The sequence below is a fragment of the Roseateles hydrophilus genome, assembly GCF_026712245.1.
GTDB classification, from domain to species: domain Bacteria; phylum Pseudomonadota; class Gammaproteobacteria; order Burkholderiales; family Burkholderiaceae_C; genus Pelomonas; species Pelomonas hydrophilus.
Genome location: NZ_JAPPUY010000001.1, coordinates 624,636 through 649,912, shown reverse-complemented (window position 1 = coordinate 649,912; position 25,277 = coordinate 624,636). Strand labels below are relative to the sequence as shown.

Below are 25,277 nucleotides of genomic sequence, written 5' to 3'. Positions count from 1 at the left end.
AACAGGCGGTCAGCCCGCGAGCTGACCCCACACCTTCTCCAGCCGCTTGACGCTGACCGGCTGTGGCGTGCGCAGCTCCTGCGCAAACAGACTGACACGCAATTCCTCCAACTGCCAGCGGAAATCATCCAAGCGCGCGTCTCGCACGCCCTTGAGCTCCGCCAGACGGCGGGTGTAGCGCTGCTCCAGCGGCCGGATTTCGCCGATGAGCTTGGCATCGCGCGCCGGGTCGGCACGCAGCTTGTCCAGCCGCGCGGTGACGGCCTTCAGATAGCGCGGCAGGTGCTGCAGCTGCGACCAGGGCGTGTCGATGGCAAAACGCTTGGGCACCAGCCGCTGCAGCTGCGCAGCGATGTCGTCAGACACGTCCTTTGGCGGCCGCGCGTCCTTGAGCTTGCGGCTGGCATTGGCGAGTTCCTGCAGCACGGCGTGCACGGCGCGGGCCACCTCCTGCGCGATCAGGTTGAGCCGGCTGCGGCCTTCGTCGATGCGCTTCTTGAAGCTGATCGGATCGGTCGGCAGCGGGTCAGCCAGGAAGGCGCGGTCCAACGCGACACCGATGACCTGGTCGCGCAACTCCTCGGCCGTGCCCAGGCCCATGAACAGCACCGACATGCGCTGCAGATCGGGGATGTTCTTTTCGAGATAACGAAGCGGCTCCTTAAGCTGCAGCGCGATCAGCCGGCGCAGGCCGGCGCGGTGCTTGGCGGCGGCGACCTCGGGCTCGTCGAAGACTTCGATCTCGACATGGTTGCCCTTGTCGATCAAGGCCGGGAAGCCGATCAGCGTCTGGCCGCCAGAGCCAGGTTTCTGCACTTCCAGCAGCTCAGGGAGTTCGCCGAAGGTCCAGTCGGTGTACGCCTGACTGGCGTCGCGCGCCGGCTCCGGCTTCTTCGCGACGATCTCGGCGCGGATGCCCTTCCCTGCCACGGGTGCGGGGGCTGGCTTGGGCGCCTCGGCTGCGGGGAGCTTGAGCGCGGCCAGCGCCTGGAAGGCCGAGCGCGCCTGCCCGCCCAGCTCCGCCTTCAGCGCCGCCAGCTGGCGGCCCTGGCCCAACTGGCGGCCATGCTCGTCCACCACGCGAAAGTTCATGAACAGATGCTGCGGCAACTGCTCCAGCTTGAAGTCGTTGCGCTGCACGGCCAGCTGCGTGCGGTCCTTGACGGCGCGCAGCAGCGTGTCCACCAGGCCGCCCTGGCAGAACGGCTGCAGCGCGATGAACTCGGCCACGAAGTCCGGCAGCGGCGTGAGCCGCGCGCGCGGTTTCTGGTGCAGGCTCTTGAGCAGCGCCGTCACCTTGGCCGCCAGCATGCCGGGCACCAGCCATTCGGCGCGCTCCTCGCTGACCTGGTTGAGCGCAAAGATGGGCACGGTCACCGTCAGGCCGTCGCGCGCATCGCCGGGCTGGTGCAAATAGGTCGCCACGCAATCCACGCCGCCCAGGCGAATGACCTTGGGGAAGGCCTCGCTGGTGACGCCCGACGCCTCGTGGCGCATCAGCTCGTCCTGGCTCAGCTGCAGCAGCTTGTCGTTGCCCTTGCTGGCCTCGCGCCACCACTTCAACAGCGTGGCGCCGCTGAACACGTGGGCCGGCAGCTTGTCGTCGTAGAAGGCGTAGATCAGCTCGTCGTCCACCAGCACGTCCTGGCGGCGCGACTTGTGCTCCAGCGCCTCCACCTTGGCGATCTGCCGGCGGTTGTGGCCGATGAAGGGCAGTTGCTTGACGAGGTCGTCCGGCAGCTCGTCGTTGACCAGGCCCTCGCGGATGAAGATCTCGCGCGCCGTCTTGGCGTCCACGCGGCCGAAGTTCACCCGCTTGCCGCTGTACAGCACGATGCCGTAGAGCGTGGCCCGCTCCAGCGCCACCACTTCGGCTGCCTTCTTCTCCCAGTGCGGCTCCAGCAGTTGCGTCTTGATCAGGTGGCCGGCAATCGGCGGCAGCCATTGCGGCTCGATGTTCGCCAGACCCCGGCCGTAGAGCCGCGAGGTGTCGACGAGTTCCGCCGCGACGATCCAGCGGCCCGGCTTCTTGGAGAGATGCGCGCCGGGATGGCGGTAGAACTTGATGCCGCGCGCGCCGAGGTACCAGTCCTCGTCGTCGCTCTTCTGGCCGATGTTGCCCAGCAGGCCGGCCAGCATGGACAGGTGCACCTGCTCGTAGGTGGCCGGGCTCTGATTCAGCCGCCAGCCATGCTCGGTGACGACGGTGTGCAGCTGCGAATGCACGTCGCGCCACTCACGCACGCGGCGCGGGCTGACGAAGTTCTCGCGCAGCAGCGCCTCGTGCTTGCGGTGGGACAGCTTGTGCTCGCCCTCCCCTCCCTTGCTGTCGCCCAGCCATTTCCACAGCTTCAGGTAGCCCATGAACTCCGACTTTTCGTCGTCGAACTTCTTGTGCTTCTCGTCGGCGGCCTGGGCGGCTTCCTGCGGGCGGTCGCGCACATCCTGACCGCTGAGCGCCGACGCGATGACCAGCACCTCGGTCAGCGCGTCGCGCGTGCGGGCTTCCAGGATCATCCGCCCCACGCGCGGGTCCAGCGGCAGGCGCGAGAGCTCCTTGCCCAGCGGCGTCAGCTCGTTCGCGTCGTCCGTGGCGCCCAGTTCGTTGAGCAGCTGGTAGCCGTCGGCAATCGCCTTGGGGCGTGGCGCCTCCAGGAAAGGGAAGCGCTCCACATCGCCCAGGTGCAGCGACTTCATGCGCAGGATGACGCCGGCCAGGCTGGAGCGCAGGATTTCCGGGTCGGTGAACTTCGGCCGCTCGTTGAACTCCTTCTCGCTGTACAGCCGCACGCAGATGCCGTTGCTCACCCGGCCGCAGCGGCCGGCGCGCTGGTTGGCCGCCGCCTGGCTGATGTTTTCGATCAGCAGCTGCTCGACCTTGTTGCGGTAGCTGTAGCGCTTGACGCGCGCCAGGCCGGGGTCGATGACGTAGCGGATGCCCGGCACCGTGAGCGACGTCTCGGCCACGTTGGTGGCCAGCACGATGCGGCGCGCGGCGTGCGGCTCGAAGACCTTGTTCTGCTCCGCCTCGGACAGGCGCGAGAACAGCGGCAGGATGTCCACGCCCGGCGGGTGGTGCTTGCGCAGCGCCTCGGCCGCTTCGCGGATCTCGCGCTCGCCGGGCAGGAAGACGAGCACGTCGCCGCCGCCCTCGCGCCACAGCTCGTCCACCGCGTCGCAGATGGCGCTGTTGAGGTCGTACTCGCGGCTTTCCTCGAAGGGGCGGTAGCGCTGCTCGACGGGGAACAGCCGGCCGCTGACCATCAGCACTGGTGCCGGCCCCTTGGCCGACTCGAAGTGCTTCGCGAACCGGTCTGCGTCGATGGTGGCCGAGGTGACGATGATCTTCAGATCCGGCCGGCGCGGCAGCAGTTCGCGCAGGTAGCCCAGCAGGAAGTCGATGTTCAGGCTGCGCTCGTGGGCCTCGTCGATGATCAGCGTGTCGTAGGCCTTCAGCAGCGGGTCGCTCTGCGTCTCGGCCAGCAGGATGCCATCGGTCATCAGCTTGACCGACGCGCCCTTGGACAGCCGGTCCTGGAAGCGGACCTTGTAGCCCACCACCTCGCCCAGCGGCGTCTTCAATTCCTCCGCAATACGCTTGGCCACGCTGCTGGCGGCAATCCGCCGCGGCTGGGTGTGGCCGATCAGCCCGCCGCCGTTCAGGCGCCCACGGCCCATGGCCAGTGCGATCTTGGGCAGCTGGGTGGTCTTGCCGGAGCCGGTCTCGCCGCAGACGATGACGACCTGGTGCTCGGCCAGCGCCTGCATGATCTCGTCGCGACGCGACGAGACGGGCAGCGATTCGGGGAAGGAAATAGAGAGAGCCGGCGCTGGAGACCGGCTCTCGATGTTTTGGGAACTCATTGCCGCGCCATTGTCCCGCAGGCCCGAGAATCGCGCGCCATGAGCGGTCTCGTCTTTCCCCACACCTTCGTGCCCTGGTTCCGGTCGGTGGCGCCCTACATCCACGCCTACCGGGGCGAGACCTTCGTCGTCGGCATGCCGGGCGAGCTGGTGGCCGCCGGCAAGCTGAACAACTTCGTGCAGGACCTGGCCATCCTGCACGCCATGGGCATCAAGATCGTGCTGGTGCACGGCTTTCGGCCGCAGGTGAACGAACAGTTGGCCGCCAAGGGCCAGACGCCGCGCTACAGCCACGGCCGCCGCATCACCGACGCCGTCGCGCTGGACTGCGCCCAGGAGGCCGCCGGCCAGCTGCGCTTTGAGATCGAAGCCGCCTTCAGTCAAGGCCTGCCCAACACGCCCATGGCCAACGCCACCGTGCGCGTTGTTTCCGGCAACTTCCTGACCGCCCGCCCGGTCGGCATCGTCGACGGCGTGGACTTCCAGCACTCCGGGCTCGTCCGCAAGGTGGACGGCGGCGCCATCCAGCGCGCCATCGACATCGGCGCCATCGTGCTGCTGTCGCCGTTCGGCTTCTCGCCCACCGGCGAGGCCTTCAACCTGAGCATGGAAGACGTCGCCACCGCCACGGCCATCGCGCTGCAGGCGGACAAGCTGCTGTTCGTCTGCGAAGTGCCCGGCGTACCCGAAGACGCCTCCGACCCGGACAGCGCCATCGACACCGAGCTGGCGCTGGCCGATGCCGAACGCATGGTGGCCCAGGCCGGCCCGGCCCCCGAGCCGACCGACGTGGCCTTCTACCTGCGCCACTGCGCGGAGGCCTGCCGCGCCGGCGTGGAGCGCTCGCACATCATCCCGTTCGCCGTGGACGGCGCGCTGCTGCAGGAGGTCTACACGCACGACGGCATCGGCACCATGGTGGTGGACGAGAAGCTGGAGAGCCTGCGCGAAGCCAGCGCCGACGACGTGGCCGGCATCATCCAGCTCATCGAGCCCTTTGAGCGCGATGGCACGCTGGTCAAGCGCAGCCGCACCGAGATCGAGCGCGACGCGGAGCTCTACACCGTCATCGAGCACGACGGCGTCATCTTCGGCTGCGCCGCGCTCTACCCCTATGTCGAAGCGCGCACGGCCGAGATGGCGGCGCTGACTGTCTCGGCCGAAGTTCAGGGCCAGGGCGATGGCGACCGACTGCTGAAGAGAATAGAGCAGCGCGCCAAGGCCATGGGGCTGGACAGCATCTTTGTGCTCACCACCCGCACCATGCACTGGTTCATCAAGCGGGGTTTCAGCCAAGTCGATCCCGAATGGCTGCCCGAGGAGCGCAAGCGCAAATACAACTGGGACCGCCGCTCGCTGGTGCTGGTCAAACGTTTCAACTAAGCCCCCATCCGGCGCCGATACGTCCGGCACGCTAAAGTGCCACCCGTTTTGTTTAGATATCCAGGAGTTCCGCCATGCCCCGCGTCGTCCAATGCGCCTATCTGAAGAAGGAAGCCGAAGGGCTGGACTTCCCGCCCTACCCCGTGCACACGGAACTCGGCAAGAAAGTGTGGGAATCCGTCAGCAAGGAAGCCTGGGCAGCCTGGATGAAGCACCAGACCATGCTCGTCAATGAAAACCGGCTGAACCTCGCCGACCTGCGCGCCCGGCAATACCTCATGCGCCAGGCCGACCAGTTTTTCTTCGGCGCCGGCGCCGAGGCTGTCGCCGGCTACGTGCCGCCCTCCGCCTGAAGCCCGAGTCACCGAGATACTCAAGGGCCGGAACGTCAGTCGCCGGCCCTTGCTGTATCTGCGCCAAGCGCCCCGCATGCAATCAGGCGCCAGCGGCGTAGCGCACAACCCCAGCGGGTCGGCCTTATTCTTGAATTAATCATCTCCGAATGAAAACCCGTAGCGATCGGCCAACGAAAACTCTTGCACAAACCCACCTCGTCGCGATTTAATTCGGGCACGGAGATATTCGAGCGGCCCGCTCCGCACGCTCCGAGGCCGCGAACCCCAAGGTCGCGAGTCTCATCGGTCAATTCGCAAGAGGAATAGCAACATGTCCAGTCTCAAGGAACTCCTTGCCCAACGCGCCGCGCTGGATGAACAGATCAACGAAACCAAGGACCGCGAGCGCAATGAAGCCATCGCCAAGGTTCGCAGCCTGATGAGCGAATATGGCCTGACGGTCGCGGATCTGAGCGTGCGCGCCCCCAAGCCGGTCAAGACTTCCAAGGTCGCCGCCAAGTATCGAAATCAAGCCACCGGCGAAACCTGGAGCGGCCGCGGCCTGCAACCGAAATGGCTGAAGGCCGCCATTTCCGGTGGTGCGCAACTGACTGATTTCGCCGTCTGAGCTTGCATCCCCCAAGCGCCTGAACGTCAGGCGCCCCCATGAATCAAGGGCCGCACATGAAGCGGCCCTTTTCATTTGGCGAGGCGCGCACCCTAAACTCGCGCGCATGGGCATCGCCACGACATCAACACGGTCGGGCTGCGGACGACGTCTGCAGGCAGCGTCGCGTCTGCGCGGCGGAAGCTGGCAGGCCCTGCACTGAGTCATGGTGCAGCTTTCCAGCCTTGGCGATCCAACGGAAGGCCCCGGCCACACGACGACGGGGGCGCCACCGTCGACCTTGCCGCCCGGCCCCCGCCGCATCCACGACCAACGCCGCGGCTGGCGCCGCCTGCGCCGCGCCGGGCTGGCGACCCTGACTGGCCTGGCTGGCGGCGCGTTAGCCGCCTGGGCGCTGCTCGCGCCTGAGCTGCCGACGCCGCTGCGCCTGCCCACACCCCCATCGGCCCAACCGGCCGATCGCTTGTTGGTACCGGTGCTGCTGGCCACGCTGGGCTTGGTGGCACTCTGGCGGCTGAGCGCCTGGGCAATGCCGCTGGTCATCGCCGGGCTGCTGCTGGGCTGTGGCCTGCCGCTGCTGCTGAACCCGCACGACAACCTCTTGGGCCAGCTGAACACACCCGCCCCGCTGACCGCACTGGCATTGGCCGTGGTTGCGGCGGTACTCAACCGCACGCTGCTGCGCCGCGTCGGACTCACAGGCCGCCTCGCCTCGCTGCACGAAGTGGGCAGCTTTGCGTTGCTGGCTGGGATGGCCGCTCCACTGCCGGCCGGTCTGCTGGCCTTCGGCGCGATGCTGATCGCCGGGCAGCCGGTGGCCAGCGCAGCCATCGCAGCCACCGCCTTGACGTCCGCCTGGGCGATGGCCCTGGTGAGCAGCGGCACCGCGCTGCAGGCCAGCACGCTCAAGCCCCGCCGCAGCGGCCGTTGGACGGGCGCGCTGATTGCACTGACGGCCCTCGCCACACAAGCCGCTCAGCCTTGGCTGCCCAACACCGGCCTGGCCACACTTCTGCTCCCCCACCTGCTGCTGTGCCTGCACGCCCTGCAGGCGTCACCACGCAGCAACGCACGGCTGGGGCTGGCGCTGCTCGCGCTGTGGGCGCTGGGCGCGGCCGCGACGCCCACGGCCTATGCCGCAGGCGCCCTGCTGGCCGCCCTGCCGCTGGCCGTCATCGCGCTGACCCAACATCAACTGCGCGACCGTGACAGCTGGCGCAGCGCGCTGGATGCGCAAGGCTTGGCGCTGGCGGAGTGGCGGCTGCCGGACGGCCGCCGCCATGCTTCGGCGCGCTGGCTGGCATTGACCACACCGCCCGACGCCGCCGCCGCGCCCGGCAACGCGCCGCTGGACTGGGTGCGGCAAGCCCACCCCCGCGACCGCGAGCCGGCGCGTCGCGCGCTGCGCGACCTGATGGCCCTGCCCGGCGAGGACCGGCTTGCCCTCTCGCTGCGCCTGGCCGCTGACGGCGGCGACTGGCGCTGGCACGAACTGCACGCCCATGTGCCGCAACGCGAGCGCGACGGCCGCGCGCGCCACCTCATCATGACGCTGGCCGACATCAGCTGGCGCCGCACCGCCGAGGAGCGCGAGCGGATGTCCGCCACGCTGTTCCAGCAAGCCAGCGAAGGGCTGGCCGTGCTGGACGCGCAATGGCGCATCGTGGAGGTGAACCCCGCGTACTGCGACATCCTGCATGCAGCCCGCGAAACGCTGATCGGCCGCGTGGCGGCACCGCTGAGCACGCCCAACCTGCAGCGCAGCGCCCACGATCCCGCCGAGATCGCCACCCGGCTGCGCGCTGGCGACAGCTGGAGCGGCCAGCTGCAGGCCGAGCTGGAAGACGGCGGCCGACATGTGTTTGCCGCCCGGCTGAGCCCGGTACCGGAGCCCGATGGCACCACCCCGCGCTGGCGCCTGCTCAGCCTGACCGATCTGGGCGAAAGCCTGCGCCAGCAGGAGCAGCTGCGGCGCAGCCTGCGCTATGACATCGCCACAGGACTGCCCAACCGCGACGAGTTCATGCGCCTGCTGCACCAGGCCATGGGCGCGGCCAACCGCGACGACTTCAAGCTCGTCATCGCCGTCATCGACCTGGATGACTTCGCCCGCGTCAACGTCGAGCACGGCCAGCTCGTCGCCGATGCTGTACTGCTGCAGCTGAGCCGTCGGCTGCAGGCCACGCTGCGCGGCGCGCGCGGCGCCTGGCCCGACACGGCCGACCAGCTCGCGCGCCTGCACGGCGATGAGTTCGCCGTGCTGTTGCGCGTGCAGTCGCCCGAGGAGGGGCACCGGGCGGTCGAGCGCCTGATGGGCCTGCTGTCCACGCCTGTCGCGGTGCGCGAGAGCCGCATCGGCGACGGCCTGGCGCTGGAGATCGGCGCCAGCATGGGCGCCACGATCTACCCGCTGGATGACGCCGACCCTGAAACGCTGCTGCGTCACGCCGGCCACGCGCTGTACCGCGCCAAACACGCCGGCCGCGGCGTGGCCCAGTTCCATGACCCGGCGCTGGACCAGCGAGACGAGGCCAGCCTCATCGCGCTGGCGCGGCTGCAACGCGCGTTGGACGCCGATGAGCTGGAGCTGTACTACCAGCCCCAGATCGACCTGCGCACTGGCCAGGTCATGGGCGTGGAGGCGCTGCTGCGCTGGCATCACCCCGACCGCGGGCTGCTGACGCCCGCGCACTTCCTGCCGCTGGCCGAGACCACCGGCCTGGCCGTGCAGATCGGCGACTGGGTCATCGAGAAGGCACTCGCGCAAGCGGCGGCCTGGGCCCAGGCCGGCATCAACGGCGGCCGCGGCCTGCCGGTCAGCGTCAACGTCGGCGCCCGTCAGCTCCGCCGCGCGGACTTCCCGCAACGCCTGCAGGAGCTCGTCCAGCGCCAGCCCGCCGGCCTGGCCGCGCTGCTGCACCTGGACATCCTTGAAGCCGACGCGCTGCAGGAAACCGCCGCCACGCAGGCGCTGATCCAGCGCTGCCTGGTGCTGGGCGTCGGCATCGCGCTGGATGACTTCGGTGCCGGCTATTCGCGGCTGTCCTCGCTGAAGCAGCTGTCGGTCGACACGCTCAAGCTGCACCGCAGCTACGTCCAGGGCATGCTGGGCGACGCCCAGGACCTGTCCCTGGTGGAGAGCGTCATCGGCCTGGGCCGCAACATTGGCTGCACGGTCCTGGCCAAGGGCGTGGAAAGTCGCGCCCACGCACGGGAGTTGCTGCGTTTGGGCTGCCGCCTGGGCCAGGGCCACGGCATCGCCGCCGCCATGGCGCCGCAAAGCCTGCCCGGCTGGATCGCCCGCTTCACGCACGACGGCTGGGCCAACCCGGTGAAACCACCCGCTCAGAAGCCGCCCACGCAGGCACGTCTTTAAACTGCCGGGGTGATACCACCGGCCTTCATCCACGACTTGCTCTCCCGCGTCGACATCGTCGATGTGGTCGGCCGCCATGTTGACCTCAAGAAGGCCGGCATCAACCACAAGGGCTTGTGTCCCTTCCACGGCGAAAAGTCCCCCAGCTTCATCGTCAGCCCCAGCCGCCAGACCTACCACTGCTTCGGCTGCGGCGTGCACGGCAACGCCATCGGCTTCCTGATGGAGCACACGGCCGCCACCTTCGTCGAGGCCGTGGAGGACCTGGCCCAGCAGGTGGGCATGGTGGTGCCACAGGACGAGCGCTCGCCCGAGCAGCGCGAGAAGGCCAAGGCCGAGAAGCAGAAGCAACAAAGCCTCACCGACGTGCTGGCCCGCGCAGCCGACTTCTACAAAGCGCAGCTGCGCAAGTCGGAGCGCGCGGTGAGCTATCTGAAAGGTCGCGGCCTGACCGGCCAGATCGCCGCGCGCTTCGGCCTGGGCTATTCGCCCGAGGGCTGGCGCTCACTGGCCAGTGGCTTTCCGTCCTACGACGACCCGCAGTTGGTGGAGTCGGGGCTGGTCATCACGCCGGACGTGGAGCCCGGCCAGGATGCCAAGCGCTACGACCGCTTCCGCGACCGCATCATGTTCCCCATCCGCAATGTGCAGGGTGAGGTCATCGGTTTCGGCGGCCGCGTGCTGGACAAAGGCGAGCCCAAGTACCTGAACTCGCCCGAGACGCCGGTCTTCCACAAAGGCCGTGAGCTGTACGGCCTCTACGAAGGCCGTCAGGCCATGCGCCAGCGCGGCTATGCGCTGGTCGTCGAGGGCTACATGGACGTCGTGGCGCTGGCCCAGTACGGCATCGGCAATGCCGTCGCCACGCTGGGCACGGCCTGCACGGCGGACCACGTCCACAAGCTCTTCCGCCACACAGACACCGTGGTGTTCAGCTTCGACGGCGACGCCGCCGGCCGCCGCGCCGCCGTGCGCGCACTGGAGGCCGCCCTGCCCCACGCGACCGAGACGCGCACCGTCAAGTTCCTGTTCCTGCCGACCGAACACGACCCCGACTCTTACGTGCGCGACCTCGGCGCCGACGCGTTCGAGCGCTGCGTCGAGGGCGCGGTGCCGCTGTCGCGCCAGCTCGGCGCCGTGGCCGCCGACGGCTGCGACCTCGGCACGCCGGAAGGCCGCGCCCGCATGCTCAAACAGGCCCACCCGCTGTGGAACCTCCTGCCCGAGGGCCTGCTGCGCCGCCAGTTGCTGGGCGAACTGGCCCGCCAGGGCCAGATGCCGGAGGCCGAATTGCAGGCGCTGTGGCTGGGCCAGGCTGCGCCCGCCGCCACAGCCGCCGAGAGCGCACCGGGCGAGCCCCCGGCCGAGAAGCCGCGCTGGCAACCCAAGGGCGAATGGAAGCCCAAGGGGGAGTGGAAGCCCAAGGGCGACTGGAAAGGCAAGCGCCGTGGCGAGGAGGAACGTCCTGCCGGCCCGCGCGCCGCGCCGCCCACGCCGACCGACAACGCGGTACGCCTGCTGCTGCAACACAGCGAACTGTGGGAGCCGCTGCCTGACGAGGATCGCGCGCTGCTGCACGACCTGCCCGGCATGCACGGTCAGCTCGTCCACTGGCTGGAGCGTCACCTGACGCACCACGGCGCCAGCCCCTGGGCTGTCGTGCAGGCCGGGCTGCACGCCGATGGCCTGGGCGAGCAGGCGCAGCGCCTCGTGCGCCCATCGCAGGAACTGGGCATCGAGGAATCCGATCCCGCCGGAGACCTGGCGAACGCGATTGCCGAGTTGCACGCGCGCGCGCCCGCTGTGTTGCCTGGCGGCAGTGGCGCCACCGATGACGAACGCCGCCGGGCCCTGGAGGCGCTGGCCCGGTTGCGCGAGCGGCACGGCGTGCAGTCCTAGGGTTTGCACGGTCACGATTTTGCAATTCAGCGGTTTGTCGCTGATAATCTCGCGTTTTCCGCGCGCGTCAACAAGAGTGACGGCAGAGAGATGCCGGACCCGGCCACCCAGCGACACTGGGCAACCCACTGAGGGTTTTGATGGCCATATTCCCCGCCACCTCTGCACTCCAAACGATCACGCCAGCTTGTTCGCGCCACGACGGGGTCCCTCACTGACACCCTGGCGATGAAAGCCACCGCACTCAGCCCCGCCGGTTTGAAGCCGAGCCCGGGCCGGCTGCGGTGGCTGCTGCATTTCTGAATTGACCCGCGCAACCCCTCGAAGGACCTGCATGACCGCCAAGAAGACCGCGCCCAAGGCAAGCACCGCCCCCGCCGAAGAACCCAAGAAGAAGCCCGCGGCCAAGGCTGCAGCCAAGCCGGCGAAGGCAGCCGCGACCGACGAGGACAAGCCCAAGCGCGGCCGCAAGCCCAAGGCGGAAACCACGTCCAAGAAGGCCAGCAAGAAGGACGCTGACGAGGAAGAGGACTTCTCTGACATCGACGCGGACGTTGAAGGCGAAACCGAAGAGGTCGAAGCCGAAGAAACCACCGCCGTCGCGGAAGAGACGGTCAAGGCCAAGCCGCTGCGCATGAAGGTCAGCCGCGCCAAGGAACGCGCGCTGATGCGCGAGTTCGGCCTGGAAGAGACCGCGCTGACCGAAGAAGAAGCCCTCAAGCGCCGTAGCGAGCTCAAGACCCTCATCAAGATGGGCAAGACGCGTGGTTTCCTGACGCACCAGGAAATCAACGACCACCTGCCCGAGAAGCTGGTCAGCGAGGAAATCCTCGAGGCCATCGTGTCCATGCTCAACGACATGGGCATCGCGGTGTACGAGCAGGCGCCCGACGCCGCCACGCTGCTGATCCAGGGCAACACGACCGCCACGTCGACCGAGGAAGAGGCCGAAGAAGCCGCTGAAGCCGCGCTGTCGACGGTGGACTCCGAGTTCGGCCGCACGACCGACCCGGTGCGCATGTACATGCGCGAGATGGGCACGGTGGAACTGCTGACGCGGGAAGGCGAAATCGAGATCGCCAAGCGCATCGAAGGCGGCCTGCAGGCCATGATGCTGGCGATCTCGGCCTCGCCGACGACCATCGCCCACATCCTCGAGTACGCCACCAAGATCCGCGCCGGCGAGATGCAGATCTCCGAAGTGGTGGACGGCTTCGTCGCCGCCGACGAGGCCGACGACTACGTGGCCGAGGAAGACTTCGACGAATTCGACGAGGAAGATGACGACGACGGCAATGGCGGCTCCAAGGCACTGACCAAGAAGCTGGAAGAACTGAAGACGGCGGCGCTGGTGAAGCTGGACGCGATGTCCGACAGCTTCGACAAGATGCGCAAGGCCTTCGAGAAGGACGGCTACAAGTCGCCGTCCTACAACAAGGCCCAGCAGGCCATCAGCGCCGAGCTGATGACCATCCGCTTCACGGTCAAGACCATCGAGAAGCTGTGCGACATCCTGCGCAGCCAGGTCGACGACGTGCGCCGCTATGAGCGCGAGTTGCGCAAGATCGTGGTCGACAAGTGCGGCATGCCGCAGGAACACTTCATCAAGACCTTCCCGCCGAACGCCTTGAACCTGAAGTGGGCCGAGAAGGAAGTCGCGGCCGGCAAGCCCTACAGCGCCATCCTGAGCCGCAATCTGCCGCCAGTGCAGGAACTGCAGCAGAAGCTGTCGGACATCCAGGCCAAGGCCGTCGTGCCGCTGGACGACCTGAAGGACATCAACAAGAAGATGAACGAGGGCGAGAAGGCCTCTCGTGACGCGAAGAAGGAAATGATCGAGGCCAACCTGCGCCTCGTGATCTCCATCGCCAAGAAGTACACCAACCGCGGCCTGCAGTTCCTGGACCTGATCCAGGAAGGCAACATCGGCCTGATGAAGGCGGTGGACAAGTTCGAATACCGCCGCGGCTACAAGTTCTCGACCTACGCCACGTGGTGGATTCGCCAGGCCATCACGCGCTCCATCGCCGACCAGGCCCGCACCATCCGCATCCCGGTTCACATGATCGAGACGATCAACAAGATGAACCGCATCTCGCGCCAGCACCTGCAGGAGTTCGGCTACGAGCCGGATGCGCCGACGCTGGCCGAGAAGATGGAGATCCCGGAAGACAAGATCCGCAAGATCATGAAGATCGCCAAGGAGCCGATCTCCATGGAAACGCCGATCGGTGACGACGACGACAGCCACCTGGGCGACTTCATCGAGGACACCAACAACACCGCGCCGATCGAGGCCGCCATGCAGGCCGGTCTGCGCGACGTGGTGAAGGACATCCTCGACAGCCTGACCCCGCGCGAAGCCAAGGTGCTGCGCATGCGCTTCGGCATCGAGATGCAGAGCGACCACACGCTGGAAGAAGTCGGCAAGCAGTTCGACGTCACGCGTGAGCGCATCCGTCAGATCGAAGCCAAGGCCATCCGCAAGCTCAAGCACCCGAGTCGCTCGGACAAGCTGCGCACCTACCTCGACAACCTCTGATCGGGGGCGCAACGAAGGCCGGTTTCCCGGCCTTTTTTGCGCCTATAAACTTTCCCCATGACCGCGATCCGCGAGCGCACCGTTCTCTTCGCCGACCTGCGTGGCAGCACCGGGCTGTACGAGTCCCTCGGCAATGCCGAGGCCAGCGGCTTGGTCACGCAGACGGTCAGCCAGGTCAGCGAGGCGGTGCTGGAAAGCGGCGGCCACCTCATCAAGACGCTGGGCGACGGCCTGATGGCCGCGTTCGAGACACCGCGTGAAGGTGTGCGGGCGGCCCAACGCATGCAGGAAATGCTGGAGCGCACCGTGCAGCGCGCCCGGCGCATGAACAACCCCGCCATGCTGTCGCTGCGGCTGCAGGTGGCGCTGGCACGCGGCGAGGTGGTGGAACTCAATGGCGACTGCTTCGGCGACGCGGTGAACGTAGCAGCCCGCCTGATCGACCACGCAGGCGACGGCGAGATCCTCATCACCGCCGAGGTGCTGGCGGGCCTGCACCATGCCTCCAAGGGGCGCTTCCGCAGCCTGGATCGCATCTCGGTGCGCGGCCGTGTCGAGCCTGTGCACGTCTACCGCATGGACGCCACGCCGCTGGTCAGCGCGGACGACACCGCCACGCAGTTCGGCGAGCCCATGCGCTCCGTCGAGCCCGACGGCATGCGCCTGATCTGGCACGACCTGGACCGCGTCTTCGACCTCGACGCCATGCCCATCGTGCTGGGCCGCAGCGTGCAGGCCACCTACTGCATCACCGACGCCCGCGTGTCTCGCTCGCATGCCCGCATCGACTGGCAGGGCAGCAGCTTCGAGCTGACCGACCTCTCCTACAACGGCACCTATGTGCGCTTTGGCGAATCCGGCGAGTTGCTGAGCCTCAAACGCGGCAGTTGCACGCTGCACGGCTGCGGCGTCATCGGCCTCGGTGGCCCGCCGCATGACGAGCAGTCACCCATCGTGCGCTTTGAGGTGCTGCACTTCGCCGACACCGAACCCCAAGCCTTCGGCGGCCCGCGTTCGCGGCGCTGAGCCCCTCCATGCCCTTCTCCCCCGAACCCACGCATCGTCACGGTGCGGCACCCGGCGGCCCCCTGGCCACCGACGTGACCGTGCTGCTGTGCAACCTCGGCACGCCCGAAGCACCGACCGCCTCGGCGCTGCGGCGCTACCTGGCTCAATTCCTTGCCGACCCACGCGTCGTCGAGATCCCCAAGCTCGTCTGGGCGCTGATCCTGCACGGCATCATCTTGCGCGTGCGGCCGGCGAAATCGGCGGCCAAGTACGCGACCGTCTGGACCGCCGAAGGTTCACCGCTCAAGGTCTGGACCGAGAAGCAGGCCAAACTGCTGCAAGGCCAGCTGGGCGAACGCGGACTGCGCGTGCGCGTGGCCTATGCCATGCGCTATGGCCAGCCCGCCATCGCGGCGACGCTGGACGCGCTCAAGCGCGAAGGCGTGCGCCGTGTGCTGGTGCTGCCCGCCTACCCGCAGTACTCGGGCGCCACGACGGCCAGCGTCATCGACGACGTGGCGCGCTGGGCGCTCAAGACCCGCCACGTGCCTGAGCTGCGCTTCATCAACCGCTACCACGACGACCCGGCCTACATCGCCGCACTCGCGAAGACCGTGCGCGAACACTGGCAGCGCGATGGCCGCGCCGAGAAGCTGGTGATGAGCTTCCACGGCATGCCCGAGCGCACGTTGCACCTCGGCGACCCCTACCACTGCGAATGCCTGAAGACCGGCCGGCTGCTGGCCGAGGCCCTGGGTCTGCGGGATGGCGAATGGCTGGTCACCTTCCAGAGCCGCTTCGGCAGGGCCAAATGGCTGCAGCCCTACACCGAACCCAGCCTCGTGAAGCTGGCACAGGGCGGCGTGAAGAGCGTGGACGTCATCTGCCCCGGCTTCTCGGCGGACTGCCTCGAGACGCTGGAGGAAATCAACCAGGAGGCCCGCGAGGCCTTCCTGCATGCGGGTGGGCAGCGCTTCGGCTACATCCCCTGCCTCAACGACCACCCGGACGGCATGCGGGCGCTGGCACAGCTGGCCGAGCGCCACCTGCAGGGCTGGCCCACCGACCCCGCCCATGCGGACACGCTGGCCGCACAACGCGCCCGGGCCTTGGCCGCCGGCGCTCGCGAATGAGCGAGACGCCCGCCGCCATGCGGCTGGACAAGTGGCTGTGGGCCGCACGCTTCTACAAAACCCGCGCTCTGGCTGTCGATGAGATCAACCTGGGCCGTGTGCGTGTGGGCGGCCAGCCGGTCAAGCCGGCGCGCGACGTGCGGGTGGGCGATGTGTTGAGCATCCGCATCGGAGCCGTGGCGCGCGAGGTCGAGGTCAAGGGCCTGTCCCACCAGCGCGGGCCGGCGCCGCAAGCCCAGGCGCTGTACGCCGAGACCCCGGCCAGCATCGCCGCCCGCGAGGCCGCGGCCGAAGCGCGCCGGCTGGCGCCCGAGCCGGCGGCCACCATCGTGCAGGGCCGCCCCACCAAGCAGGACCGGCGCCGCCTGGCGGACTGGGACCGCTGGTCCGCCTCCGTGGACGACGAAGATCCGGGTTGACCCGGATAATCCCGCGCCAATCTCCCCTCTTGAAACCAGGACATCGCGCCCCAAGTGGACGCGGTTGCTTCCTTTTCTGCCATGACTACCGAACATCCCCTGCCCGAAGACGCCGCCGGCGCCGCCGAGCCTACGGCCGCCGAACTGAACCCCGAGATCAAGATCGCCGAGCTCGAAGGTCGGCTGGCCGAGATGAGCGACGCCTACCTGCGCGCCAAGGCTGAGGTCGAGAACGTGCGTCGCCGCGCCGACGAGGACATCGCCAAGGCCCGCAAGTTCGCCGTCGAGGCCTTTGCCGAAGCCATGCTGCCGGTGATGGACAGCCTGGAAGGCGCCATCGCCACGCCCAACGCCAGCGTCGAGACGGTACTGGAGGGCGTGCACGCCACGCGCCGCCAGTTGTCCAGCGCGCTGGAGCGCAACAAGGTCGTGGAGATCAACCCGGGCCAGGGCAGTAAGTTCGACCCGCACCAGCACCAGGCCATCTCGGTGGTGCCGGCCCCCACGCAGGACGCCAACACGGTGGTCACCGTGCTGCAGAAAGGCTTCCTGATCGCCGACCGCGTGCTGCGCCCGGCTCTCGTCACGGTCGCCGCGCCCAAGTAATTCACAACTCGCGCCCCCTTGAAGGCGGCCGAGTTATCCACAAATCGAACACATCACCAAATCCTCAGGAGCACCTCATGGGAAAGATCATCGGCATTGACCTCGGCACCACCAACTCGTGCGTGGCGGTCATGGAAGGCAACACGACGCGCGTGATCGAGAACGCCGAAGGCGCCCGCACCACGCCGTCCATCATTGCCTACCAGGAAGATGGCGAGATCCTCGTCGGCGCCTCGGCCAAGCGCCAGTCGGTGACCAACCCGAAGAACACGCTGTACGCGGTGAAGCGCCTAATCGGCCGCAAGTTCACCGAGAAGGAAGTGCAGAAGGACATCGACCTGATGCCCTACACCATCGCCGCCGCCGACAACGGCGACGCCTGGGTGGAAGTGCGCGGCAAGAAGTTCGCGCCCCCGCAGGTCAGCGCCGAAGTGCTGCGCAAGATGAAGAAGACCGCCGAGGACTACCTCGGCGAGGAAGTGACCGAGGCCGTCATCACGGTGCCGGCCTACTTCAACGACGCCCAGCGTCAGGCCACCAAGGACGCCGGCCGCATCGCCGGCCTGGACGTCAAGCGCATCATCAACGAGCCCACCGCCGCCGCCCTGGCCTTCGGCCTGGACAAGCATGGCAAGGGCGACCGCAAGATCGCCGTGTATGACCTCGGCGGCGGCACGTTCGACGTGTCCATCATCGAGATCGCCGACGTGGACGGCGAGAAGCAGTTCGAAGTGCTGTCGACCAACGGCGACACCTTCCTGGGCGGCGAGGACTTCGACCAGCGCGTCATCGACTACATCGTCACCGAGTTCAAGAAGGAACAAGGCGTCGACCTGACCAAGGACGTGCTGGCCCTGCAGCGCCTGAAGGAAGCCGCCGAGAAGGCCAAGATCGAGCTGTCGAACTCGTCGCAGACCGACGTCAACCTGCCCTACATCACGGCCGACGCCTCGGGCCCCAAGCACCTGAACGTCAAGCTGACCCGCGCCAAGCTGGAGTCGCTGGTGGACGAGCTCATCGAGCGCACCATCGCCCCCTGCCGCATCGCCATCAAGGATGCCGGCGTGTCGGTGTCGGACATCGATGACGTCATCCTGGTCGGCGGCATGACCCGCATGCCCAAGGTGCAGGAGAAGGTCAAGGAGTTCTTCGGCAAGGAGCCGCGCAAGGACGTCAACCCCGACGAGGCCGTGGCCGTCGGTGCCGCCATCCAGGGCCAGGTCCTGGGCGGCGAGCGCAAGGACGTGCTGCTGCTGGACGTCACCCCGCTGTCCCTGGGCATCGAGACCCTGGGCGGCGTGATGACCAAGATGATCAAGAAGAACACGACCATCCCGACCAAGTTCTCGCAGACGTTCTCCACGGCTGACGACAACCAGCCGGCCGTGACGATCAAGGTCTACCAGGGCGAGCGCGAGCTGGCCCAGGCCAACAAGTCGCTGGGCGAGTTCAACCTGGAAGGCATCCCGCCGGCGCCGCGCGGCGTGCCGCAGATCGAGGTGAGCTTCGACATCGACGCCAACGGCATCCTGCACGTCGGCGCCAAAGACAAGGGCACCGGCAAGGAAAACAAGATCACCATCAAGGCGAACTCGGGCCTGTCGGAAGCCGAGATCGAGAAGATGGTGAAGGACGCCGAAGCCAACGCGGCCGAGGACAAGAAGAAGGTCGAGCTGGTGCAGGCCCGCAACCAGGCTGACGGCCTGGTGCACAGCGTGCGCAAGTCCGTGGCCGAGCACGGCGACAAGCTTGAAGCAGCCGAGAAGGATGCCATCGAGGCTGCTGCCAAGGATCTGGAAGAAGCCATCAAGGGCGACGACCAGGCGGCCATCGAGTCCAAGACCGAAGCGCTGATGACGGCCAGCCAGAAGCTGGGCGAGAAGATCTACGCCGACCAGCAGGCCGCGCAAGCCGCTGCAGGTGCCGCCGCCGGTGCTGCCGAGCAGCCCCAGGCCGCGCCGCAAGGCGAAGCACCCAAGCGCCCGGCCGACGACAACGTCGTGGATGCCGAGTTCAAGGAAGTCAAGGACGGCAAGTAATCCTTCGATGACCGCGGCCCGGAAGCGTCTCCACGCCTCCGGGCCTTTGCTGCTTTAAGAGACGAGCATGGCTTCCAAGCGCGATTACTACGAAGTCCTCGGCGTCGCCAAGAACGCGACCGAAGACGACATCAAGAAGGCCTACCGCAAGCTGGCCATGAAATACCACCCTGACCGCAACCAGGGTGACGGGGCCAAGGCGGCCGAAGAGCAGTTCAAGGAGGCCAAAGAGGCCTACGAGATGCTCTCCGACCCGCAGAAGAAGGCCGCCTACGACCAGTACGGCCATGCGGGCGTGGACCCCAACATGGGTGGCCGCGGCGGCGCGGGCGCCGAAGGCTTCGGCGGCTTCGCCGAGGCGTTTGGCGACATCTTCGGCGACATCTTCGGCGGCCAGGGCGGCGGGCGTCGCGGCGGCGGCCAGCAGGTCTATCGCGGCAGCGACCTCAGCTATGCGATGGAAATCACGCTGGAAGAGGCGGCCCGCGGCAAGGAAACGCAGATCCGCATTCCGAGCTGGGAGAGCTGCGAGACCTGCTCCGGCACCGGCGCGAAACCCGGCACCAGCGCCAAGAACTGCGGCTCCTGCGGTGGTTCCGGCACGGTGCACATGCGTCAGGGCTTCTTCAGCATCCAGCAGACCTGCCCGCATTGCCACGGCAGCGGCAAGATCATTCCCGACCCCTGCACGGCCTGCAACGGCCAGGGCAAGGTGAAGAAGCAGAAGACGCTGGAAGTGAAGATCCCGGCCGGCATCAACGAGGGCATGCGCATCCGCTCCGCGGGCAATGGCGAGCCCGGCGTGAACGGCGGCCCGGCGGGCGATCTCTACATCGAGATCCGCATCAAGCAGCACGACATCTTCGAGCGCGACGGTGACGACCTGCACTGCACGATGCCCGTGTCGCTGATCACGGCCACGCTGGGCGGCGGCATCGAGGTGCCGACGCTGGGCGGCAAGGCCGAGATCGAGCTGCCCGAGGGCACGCAGCACGGCAAGACCTTCCGCCTGCGTGGCAAGGGCATCAAGGGCGTGCGCTCCAGCTACCCCGGCGACCTGTACTGCCACATCGCAGTCGAGACGCCGGTCAAGCTCACCGAGCACCAGAAGAAGCTGCTCAAGGAGCTGGACGAGTCGCTCAAGAAGGGCGGTGAGAAGCACTCGCCCAACGCCAAGAGCTGGACCGATCGCGTCAAAGACCTGTTCAAGTAAAGCGCGCCGCGCGCGCGTGACGGCATGACCGGCCGCAGCCCCTTCGCGGGGACTGCGGCTTTTTCATTGCCGCGCGTGCTGCGGCCAGCGCTGCGCTTCGCGCGTCCGAAGTCACGAAATCGCGGGCCCGCCCCGCGTAAACCATCTCACGGTGCGAAGTTGTCGCGCCTAAAGTGTGACAACCTCAATACACCCCGTCATAAGTGATTCCTTCGCTGCTGCCTGCATCACCGGCCTGCGGCCCCCTGCCCGGGCAGGAGGTCGCATGTTTCTGATGGACGAGACCATCCAGGCCGCGTCGGCGCTGATCATCGACAGCAACGCCAACTCGCGCAGCCTGATGTGCGCGCAGCTGCGCGATCTGGGCGTGGGCACGGTGCGCCAGACACCGCGCGTGAAGGACGCGCGCGTGATGCTGGAGCATCACACCTTCGACATCGTGCTGTGCGACTACCACTTCGACAGCAGCGACACCTCGGGCCAGGACCTGCTGGACGAGCTCCGCCGCGAAGGCCTGCTGCCCTACTCCACCGTGTTCTGCATGGTGACGAGCGAAGCCACCTACGCCAAGGTGGCCGAGGCTGCCGAGGCAGCGTTGGATGCCTACCTGATCAAGCCCTACACCAGCGCCAACCTCGCCGAGCGCCTGGCCAGCGCCCGCCAGCGCAAGCGGACGCTGAAGGACATCTTCGAAGCCATCGAGAACGAAGACTTCGAGACCGCGGCCGACCTGTGCCTCGCGCGCTTCGAGGCCAAAGCCAAGTACTGGCTGTACGCCGCGCGAATCGGCGCCGAACTGCTGCTGCGGCTCAAGCGCTTCGACGACGCCAAGGTGCTGTACGAGGCCATCATTGCCGCCAAGACCGTGCCCTGGGCACGCCTGGGCGTTGCCCGCACCGAGGTGGCCACCGGCAACCTGCAGAAGGCTCGCCGCACGCTGGAGAACCTCATCGGCGAGTTGCCTGACTACGCCGACTCGCACGACCTCATGGGCCATGTGCAGATGGAGCAAGGCGATCTGGGTGAGGCCCTGAAGACCTACCAGACGGCCGTGACCCTCACGCCAGGCTGCCTGCTGCGCCTGCAGCGCTGCGGCTCGCTAGGCTTCTATTCCGGCCACCGTGTCGAGGCGTTGCGCATGCTCGAGCGCGCAATGTCGCTGGGCCTGCGCTCCAAGCTGTTCGACATGCTCAGCGTCGTCCTCGTCGGGCTGATCCGCTTCGACAACAAGGACTACAAGGGCTTCAAGTACGCCCATGACGCGCTGATCAGCGCGCTGGAGCGCTCGCCCGGCTCGATACGGCTGCAGCGCTTCGACCTCGTGTTCCGCGGCCTGTCCTACCTGCTGGAGCGGCGCGTGGGCCAGGCGTTGCTGATCGCCCGCGAGTTCACCGAGCATGCCGATGCCGGCAGCTTCGACCTCGAGGCCGCCTCGCTGTTGGCCGCGCTGTGGCTGCGCCTGTCCAGCCAGGAGGTGGAGCTGGAGGAGATGATGCCGGTGCTGAAGTCGCTGGGCCTGCGCTACTGCACCTCCAAGGCCGCCACCGAAATCCTCGTGGCCATGGCCGAGACGCATGAGGGCGCGGCCGAGCAATTCCGTGAGTGCCACCAGCAGATCTTCAACGTCGCCGAAACCGCCATGCGCCACTCGCTACGCGGCACGGCCAAGGTGGCCGTGGAGCTGCTGATCCAGCAAGGTGAGCTGACGCGCAGCGCCAAGCTCATCGACATGGCCGGCCTCGTGCTGCGTCGCCACGCCGAGAAGATCGATAGCGCACAAGACCTCGCTGAGCGCATCGACGAACTGCACAACCGCTACGTGAAGCCCATGGGCGGCAGCGGCTCCAAGGTCCGCGCGACCGGTGGCGTCGCGCTGCGTTCCGGCAGCGGCAAAGCGGCCGCACCCGCGTAAATGGCTGCGCGCGCTGACAAGCATCTCCAGCCGCCCCACGATCGCCGAGTCCCGCTGCCACGCCGACTGCTGGCCTGGCTGCGCCTCGACGCCACACGGCCGCTGACACAGGCCTGGCTGGCCGCGCTGTGGATGAGCCTGCTGGCCAACTGGCCGCTGTGGCGGCAGTTGCACCAGATGGCGGAGCCCAGCCCACTGTTCATGGCGGCCTTCGTGGGCATGGTCACGGCGGCCACGGGCGCCCTGCTCAGCCTGCTGGCGTGGCCGCGCCTCATCAAGGTGGCGCTGACCGTGCTGCTGCTCAGCGCCGCCGCGCTGGCGCACTTCATCGGCAGCTACGGCATCGTGTTCGACCCGACGATGGTCACCAACATGATGCAGACCGACGTGCACGAAACGCGCGATCTGCTAAACGGACGGCTGCTGCTGAGCCTCGCCCTGCTGGGCGCCCTGCCCGTGTGGTGGCTGCTGCGCCGGCCCGCCGCACCGCCGCAGCCCCTGGGCGCCCGGCTGGGCGGCAGCCTCGCCGGCTTCGCGCTGGGCCTGCTGGCCATGGTGCTGCTGGCGCTGGCCGTGTTTGCCGAGCTGTCGTCCACGATGCGCAACCACAAGGCGCTGCGCTACATGGTGACGCCGTTGAACGCCGTCTACTCGCTGAGCGCGGCCGCCGTGCGCAGCCGGCAGGCGCCCGCCGGGCCGCCGGCCGTCATCGGCGCCGACGCCCGCCTGCTGCCCCGCGCGCCTGACGCCAAGCCACCGCTGCTGCTGCTTGTGGTGGGCGAGACCGCGCGCTCGATGAACTTCAGCCTCAACGGCTATGCACGCCCCACCAACCCGCAACTGGCCAAGCTGCCGGCCAGCAGCCTCGTGAGCCTGCGTGACGTCACCTCCTGCGGCACGGCCACGGCGGCATCCCTGCCCTGCATGTTCTCGCCGCTGGGCCGAGACGCCTTCACCAGCCTCAAGGGCCGGCAGGAGAACCTGCTGGACGTACTGCACCGGGCCGGCCTGGCTGTGCTGTGGCTGGACAACCAGAGCGGCTGCAAGGGCCTGTGCGACCGCGTGCCCCACAGCTTCACGAACGAGCTGCCGCCAGGTGCGCCGCCGCTGCCGCCCGGGCTGTGCGACGGCAAGGAATGCTTCGACGCGGCGCTGCTGCACGGCCTGACCGAGCGCGTGGCCGCGCTGGACCCGCAGCGCCTGCAGCGCGGCCTGGTGCTGGTGCTGCACCAGATGGGCAGCCACGGCCCGGCCTACTACAAGCGCTCGCCGCCCGCGCTGAAGGTCTTCCAACCGGAATGCCGCAGCAACGCGCTGCAGCAATGTCCGCGCGAGCACGTCGTCAACGCCTACGACAACACCCTCGTGAGCACCGACCACCTGCTGGCCAGCGCCATCGCCTGGCTGCAGCTGCAGCAGCCGCGCTTCGACACCGGCCTGCTGTACGTGTCGGACCACGGCGAGTCCCTGGGCGAGAACGGCCTGTACCTGCACGGCATGCCCTACGCGTTCGCGCCCCGTGAGCAGACCCATGTGCCCATGATCCTGTGGGTGCCAGAGGGCGGCGCGCTGGCCGGATCGCTGAAGCCCGGCTGCCTGGCCTCACTGCGCGACAAACCGGCGTCGCACGACCACCTTTTCCACACCGCCATGGGCTGGGTGGGCGCGCGGGCCGATGTCTACCGGCCCGACTGGGACCTGCTGGCCAACTGCCGGCGCTAGAACAGGTTGCCCTGCGCAGACGCGGGGGCCAACGGCCGGGCCGGCCGCTGGAACAGCGCCAGTTGCACCGGCCGGCGCTCGGTGCGCAGCCCCAGCTGGGCCGCCGCCCGCCGCAGCCGCGCGCGCAGCAGATCGGCCCAGACGCCCTCGCCGGTGAAGCGGGTGCCGAAGCGGGCATCGTTGTCCTTGCCGCCGCGCATGTCGCGGATGCGCGCCATCACGCGCTCGGCGCGCTCGGGGAAATGGCGCAGCAACCAGTCCTGGAACAGCGGGTTCACCTCCCATGGCAGACGCACCGGGATGCTGAAGGCGCTGCTGGCGCCGGCCTCGGCGGCGGCTTCGAGGATGCGCTCCAGCTCCGGCTCGTTGATGAACGGGATGATGGGCGACACGCTGACGCCCACCGGCACACCGGCGTCTGCCAGCAGCCGCAGCGTGCGCAGCCGACGCGCCGGGGCTGCGGCGCGCGGCTCCAGGATGCGGGCGAGCTCGTTGTCCAACGTCGTGATGGACACATAGGCCGACACCAAACCCCGAGCCGCCATCGGCGCGATGAGGTCCAGGTCGCGCTCGATGCCGCTGCTCTTCGTGACGACGGAGAACGGGTGGCCCGCCTCGGCCAGCACCTCGATCACGCGCCGCGTGATGCCCAGCCGGCGCTCCACCGGCTGGTAGGCATCGGTGGCCGTGCCCAGCACCAGCGAGCGTGGCTCGTAGCGCGGCGAGGCCAGCGTCTCACGCAGCCGCTCGGCGGCATTGACCTTGGCGACGATGCGCGTCTCGAAGTCCAGCCCCGGCGACAGGTTCAGGTAGCTGTGCGTGGGCCGCGCGAAGCAGTACACGCAGCCATGCTCGCAGCCACGGTAGGGGTTGATCGAGTAGTCGAACGAGATGTCCGGCGACTGGTTGCTCGTCACGATCTTCTTCGCGAGCTCTTCGATGACCTGCGTGGCCGGCGGCAGGTGCTCCTGGGCAGCGTCCTGATCCAGCGAGCCCCAGCCGTCGTCGACCTGCTCGCGCTCATACCGCTCGAAGCGATGCGGCATGGCCGTGGCCGTGCCGCGTCCCTTGATGGAGGCAACGGGAACCAGGGCAGGCTGGGCGGCGGCAATGCGACGGGACGAAGACGACATGCTGTAAATATATACAGCATTTTGAATGCCTGGGGTGCCCCAACGATGACGCGTGCCGACGCGCC

At 68.0% G+C, this 25,277-nt stretch carries 16 protein-coding genes; 14 read left to right on the top strand and 2 right to left on the bottom strand.

Annotated features, from left to right (window positions below; genetic code table 11):
* Nucleotides 1-9: 9 nt before the first annotated feature.
* Nucleotides 10-3,864: an ATP-dependent RNA helicase HrpA gene (gene hrpA, locus NYO99_RS02890; protein ID WP_268165594.1), complete on the bottom strand. Its 3,855-nt coding sequence runs from the start codon at nucleotides 3,862-3,864 to the stop codon at nucleotides 10-12.
* A 39-nt stretch (nucleotides 3,865-3,903) separates the two neighbouring features.
* Between hrpA and argA the strand changes: the two genes are divergently transcribed.
* The 14 genes from argA to NYO99_RS02820 all read left to right on the top strand — a co-directional run bounded on the left by argA (nucleotide 3,904) and on the right by NYO99_RS02820 (nucleotide 24,079).
* A complete protein-coding gene (argA, locus tag NYO99_RS02885; RefSeq protein ID WP_268165593.1) occupies nucleotides 3,904-5,247 on the top strand; it encodes an amino-acid N-acetyltransferase in 1,344 nt (447 codons plus the stop codon).
* A gap of 74 nt (nucleotides 5,248-5,321) precedes the next feature.
* Complete coding sequence (locus tag NYO99_RS02880; protein WP_268165592.1) at nucleotides 5,322-5,600, top strand: oxidative damage protection protein; 279 nt, start codon at nucleotides 5,322-5,324, stop codon at nucleotides 5,598-5,600.
* Between the two features lie 313 nt (nucleotides 5,601-5,913).
* Complete coding sequence (locus NYO99_RS02875) at nucleotides 5,914-6,210, top strand: H-NS histone family protein (protein ID WP_268165591.1); 297 nt, start codon at nucleotides 5,914-5,916, stop codon at nucleotides 6,208-6,210.
* Nucleotides 6,211-6,415: 205 nt separating this feature from the next.
* Entirely contained in the window at nucleotides 6,416-9,586 is a 3,171-nt protein-coding gene (locus NYO99_RS02870) for a GGDEF domain-containing phosphodiesterase (RefSeq protein ID WP_268165590.1), read from the top strand.
* A gap of 9 nt (nucleotides 9,587-9,595) precedes the next feature.
* Nucleotides 9,596-11,485: a DNA primase gene (gene dnaG / locus NYO99_RS02865; RefSeq protein WP_268165589.1), complete on the top strand. Its 1,890-nt coding sequence runs from the start codon at nucleotides 9,596-9,598 to the stop codon at nucleotides 11,483-11,485.
* 334 nt (nucleotides 11,486-11,819) lie between these two features.
* Nucleotides 11,820-14,027, top strand: a complete 2,208-nt coding sequence (gene rpoD / locus NYO99_RS02860; RefSeq protein ID WP_268165588.1) for an RNA polymerase sigma factor RpoD — start codon at nucleotides 11,820-11,822, stop codon at nucleotides 14,025-14,027.
* A 57-nt stretch (nucleotides 14,028-14,084) separates the two neighbouring features.
* Nucleotides 14,085-15,053: an adenylate/guanylate cyclase domain-containing protein gene (locus tag NYO99_RS02855; RefSeq protein ID WP_268165587.1), complete on the top strand. Its 969-nt coding sequence runs from the start codon at nucleotides 14,085-14,087 to the stop codon at nucleotides 15,051-15,053.
* Nucleotides 15,054-15,061: 8 nt separating this feature from the next.
* The gene (gene hemH, locus NYO99_RS02850) at nucleotides 15,062-16,168 is read left to right on the top strand and encodes a ferrochelatase (RefSeq protein ID WP_268165586.1); all 1,107 of its coding nucleotides are present in this window, start codon (nucleotides 15,062-15,064) and stop codon (nucleotides 16,166-16,168) included.
* Entirely contained in the window at nucleotides 16,165-16,587 is a 423-nt protein-coding gene (locus tag NYO99_RS02845; protein ID WP_268165585.1) for an RNA-binding S4 domain-containing protein, read from the top strand. Before hemH ends, NYO99_RS02845 begins: the two co-directional genes overlap by 4 nt.
* Nucleotides 16,588-16,668: 81 nt before the next feature.
* Entirely contained in the window at nucleotides 16,669-17,193 is a 525-nt protein-coding gene (gene grpE, locus NYO99_RS02840; RefSeq protein ID WP_268165584.1) for a nucleotide exchange factor GrpE, read from the top strand.
* Nucleotides 17,194-17,228: 35 nt separating this feature from the next.
* Complete coding sequence (dnaK, locus tag NYO99_RS02835; protein ID WP_268166448.1) at nucleotides 17,229-19,232, top strand: molecular chaperone DnaK; 2,004 nt, start codon at nucleotides 17,229-17,231, stop codon at nucleotides 19,230-19,232.
* Between the two features lie 67 nt (nucleotides 19,233-19,299).
* On the top strand, nucleotides 19,300-20,445 hold the full coding sequence (gene dnaJ / locus NYO99_RS02830) for a molecular chaperone DnaJ (RefSeq protein ID WP_268165583.1): 1,146 nt from the start codon (nucleotides 19,300-19,302) through the stop codon (nucleotides 20,443-20,445).
* A gap of 265 nt (nucleotides 20,446-20,710) precedes the next feature.
* A complete protein-coding gene (locus NYO99_RS02825) occupies nucleotides 20,711-22,357 on the top strand; it encodes a response regulator (protein ID WP_268165582.1) in 1,647 nt (548 codons plus the stop codon).
* Nucleotides 22,358-24,079, top strand: a complete 1,722-nt coding sequence (locus NYO99_RS02820) for a phosphoethanolamine transferase (RefSeq protein ID WP_268165581.1) — start codon at nucleotides 22,358-22,360, stop codon at nucleotides 24,077-24,079.
* Here NYO99_RS02820 and NYO99_RS02815 read toward each other — a convergent pair.
* Nucleotides 24,076-25,212 carry a PA0069 family radical SAM protein gene (locus tag NYO99_RS02815; RefSeq protein WP_268165580.1) on the bottom strand — a complete coding sequence of 379 codons (1,137 nt, stop codon included), beginning with the start codon at nucleotides 25,210-25,212 and terminating at the stop codon, nucleotides 24,076-24,078. The two genes, NYO99_RS02820 and NYO99_RS02815, sit on opposite strands and share 4 nt — an antisense overlap.
* Between the last annotated feature and the right edge of the window lie 65 nt (nucleotides 25,213-25,277).

What these genes read in the sequence shown, in the direction of transcription:
- hemH (WP_268165586.1), top strand. Translation starts at nt 15,062, where the DNA reads ATGCCCTTCTCCCCCGAACCCACGCATCGTCACGGTGCGGCACCCGGC.
- hrpA (WP_268165594.1), bottom strand. Translation starts at nt 3,864, where the DNA reads ATGAGTTCCCAAAACATCGAGAGCCGGTCTCCAGCGCCGGCTCTCTCT.
- rpoD (WP_268165588.1), top strand. Translation starts at nt 11,820, where the DNA reads ATGACCGCCAAGAAGACCGCGCCCAAGGCAAGCACCGCCCCCGCCGAA.
- NYO99_RS02855 (WP_268165587.1), top strand. Translation starts at nt 14,085, where the DNA reads ATGACCGCGATCCGCGAGCGCACCGTTCTCTTCGCCGACCTGCGTGGC.
- NYO99_RS02880 (WP_268165592.1), top strand. Translation starts at nt 5,322, where the DNA reads ATGCCCCGCGTCGTCCAATGCGCCTATCTGAAGAAGGAAGCCGAAGGG.
- NYO99_RS02815 (WP_268165580.1), bottom strand. Translation starts at nt 25,212, where the DNA reads ATGTCGTCTTCGTCCCGTCGCATTGCCGCCGCCCAGCCTGCCCTGGTT.
- dnaJ (WP_268165583.1), top strand. Translation starts at nt 19,300, where the DNA reads ATGGCTTCCAAGCGCGATTACTACGAAGTCCTCGGCGTCGCCAAGAAC.
- NYO99_RS02820 (WP_268165581.1), top strand. Translation starts at nt 22,358, where the DNA reads ATGGCTGCGCGCGCTGACAAGCATCTCCAGCCGCCCCACGATCGCCGA.
- NYO99_RS02870 (WP_268165590.1), top strand. Translation starts at nt 6,416, where the DNA reads ATGGTGCAGCTTTCCAGCCTTGGCGATCCAACGGAAGGCCCCGGCCAC.
- NYO99_RS02845 (WP_268165585.1), top strand. Translation starts at nt 16,165, where the DNA reads ATGAGCGAGACGCCCGCCGCCATGCGGCTGGACAAGTGGCTGTGGGCC.
- argA (WP_268165593.1), top strand. Translation starts at nt 3,904, where the DNA reads ATGAGCGGTCTCGTCTTTCCCCACACCTTCGTGCCCTGGTTCCGGTCG.
- grpE (WP_268165584.1), top strand. Translation starts at nt 16,669, where the DNA reads ATGACTACCGAACATCCCCTGCCCGAAGACGCCGCCGGCGCCGCCGAG.
- NYO99_RS02875 (WP_268165591.1), top strand. Translation starts at nt 5,914, where the DNA reads ATGTCCAGTCTCAAGGAACTCCTTGCCCAACGCGCCGCGCTGGATGAA.
- NYO99_RS02825 (WP_268165582.1), top strand. Translation starts at nt 20,711, where the DNA reads ATGTTTCTGATGGACGAGACCATCCAGGCCGCGTCGGCGCTGATCATC.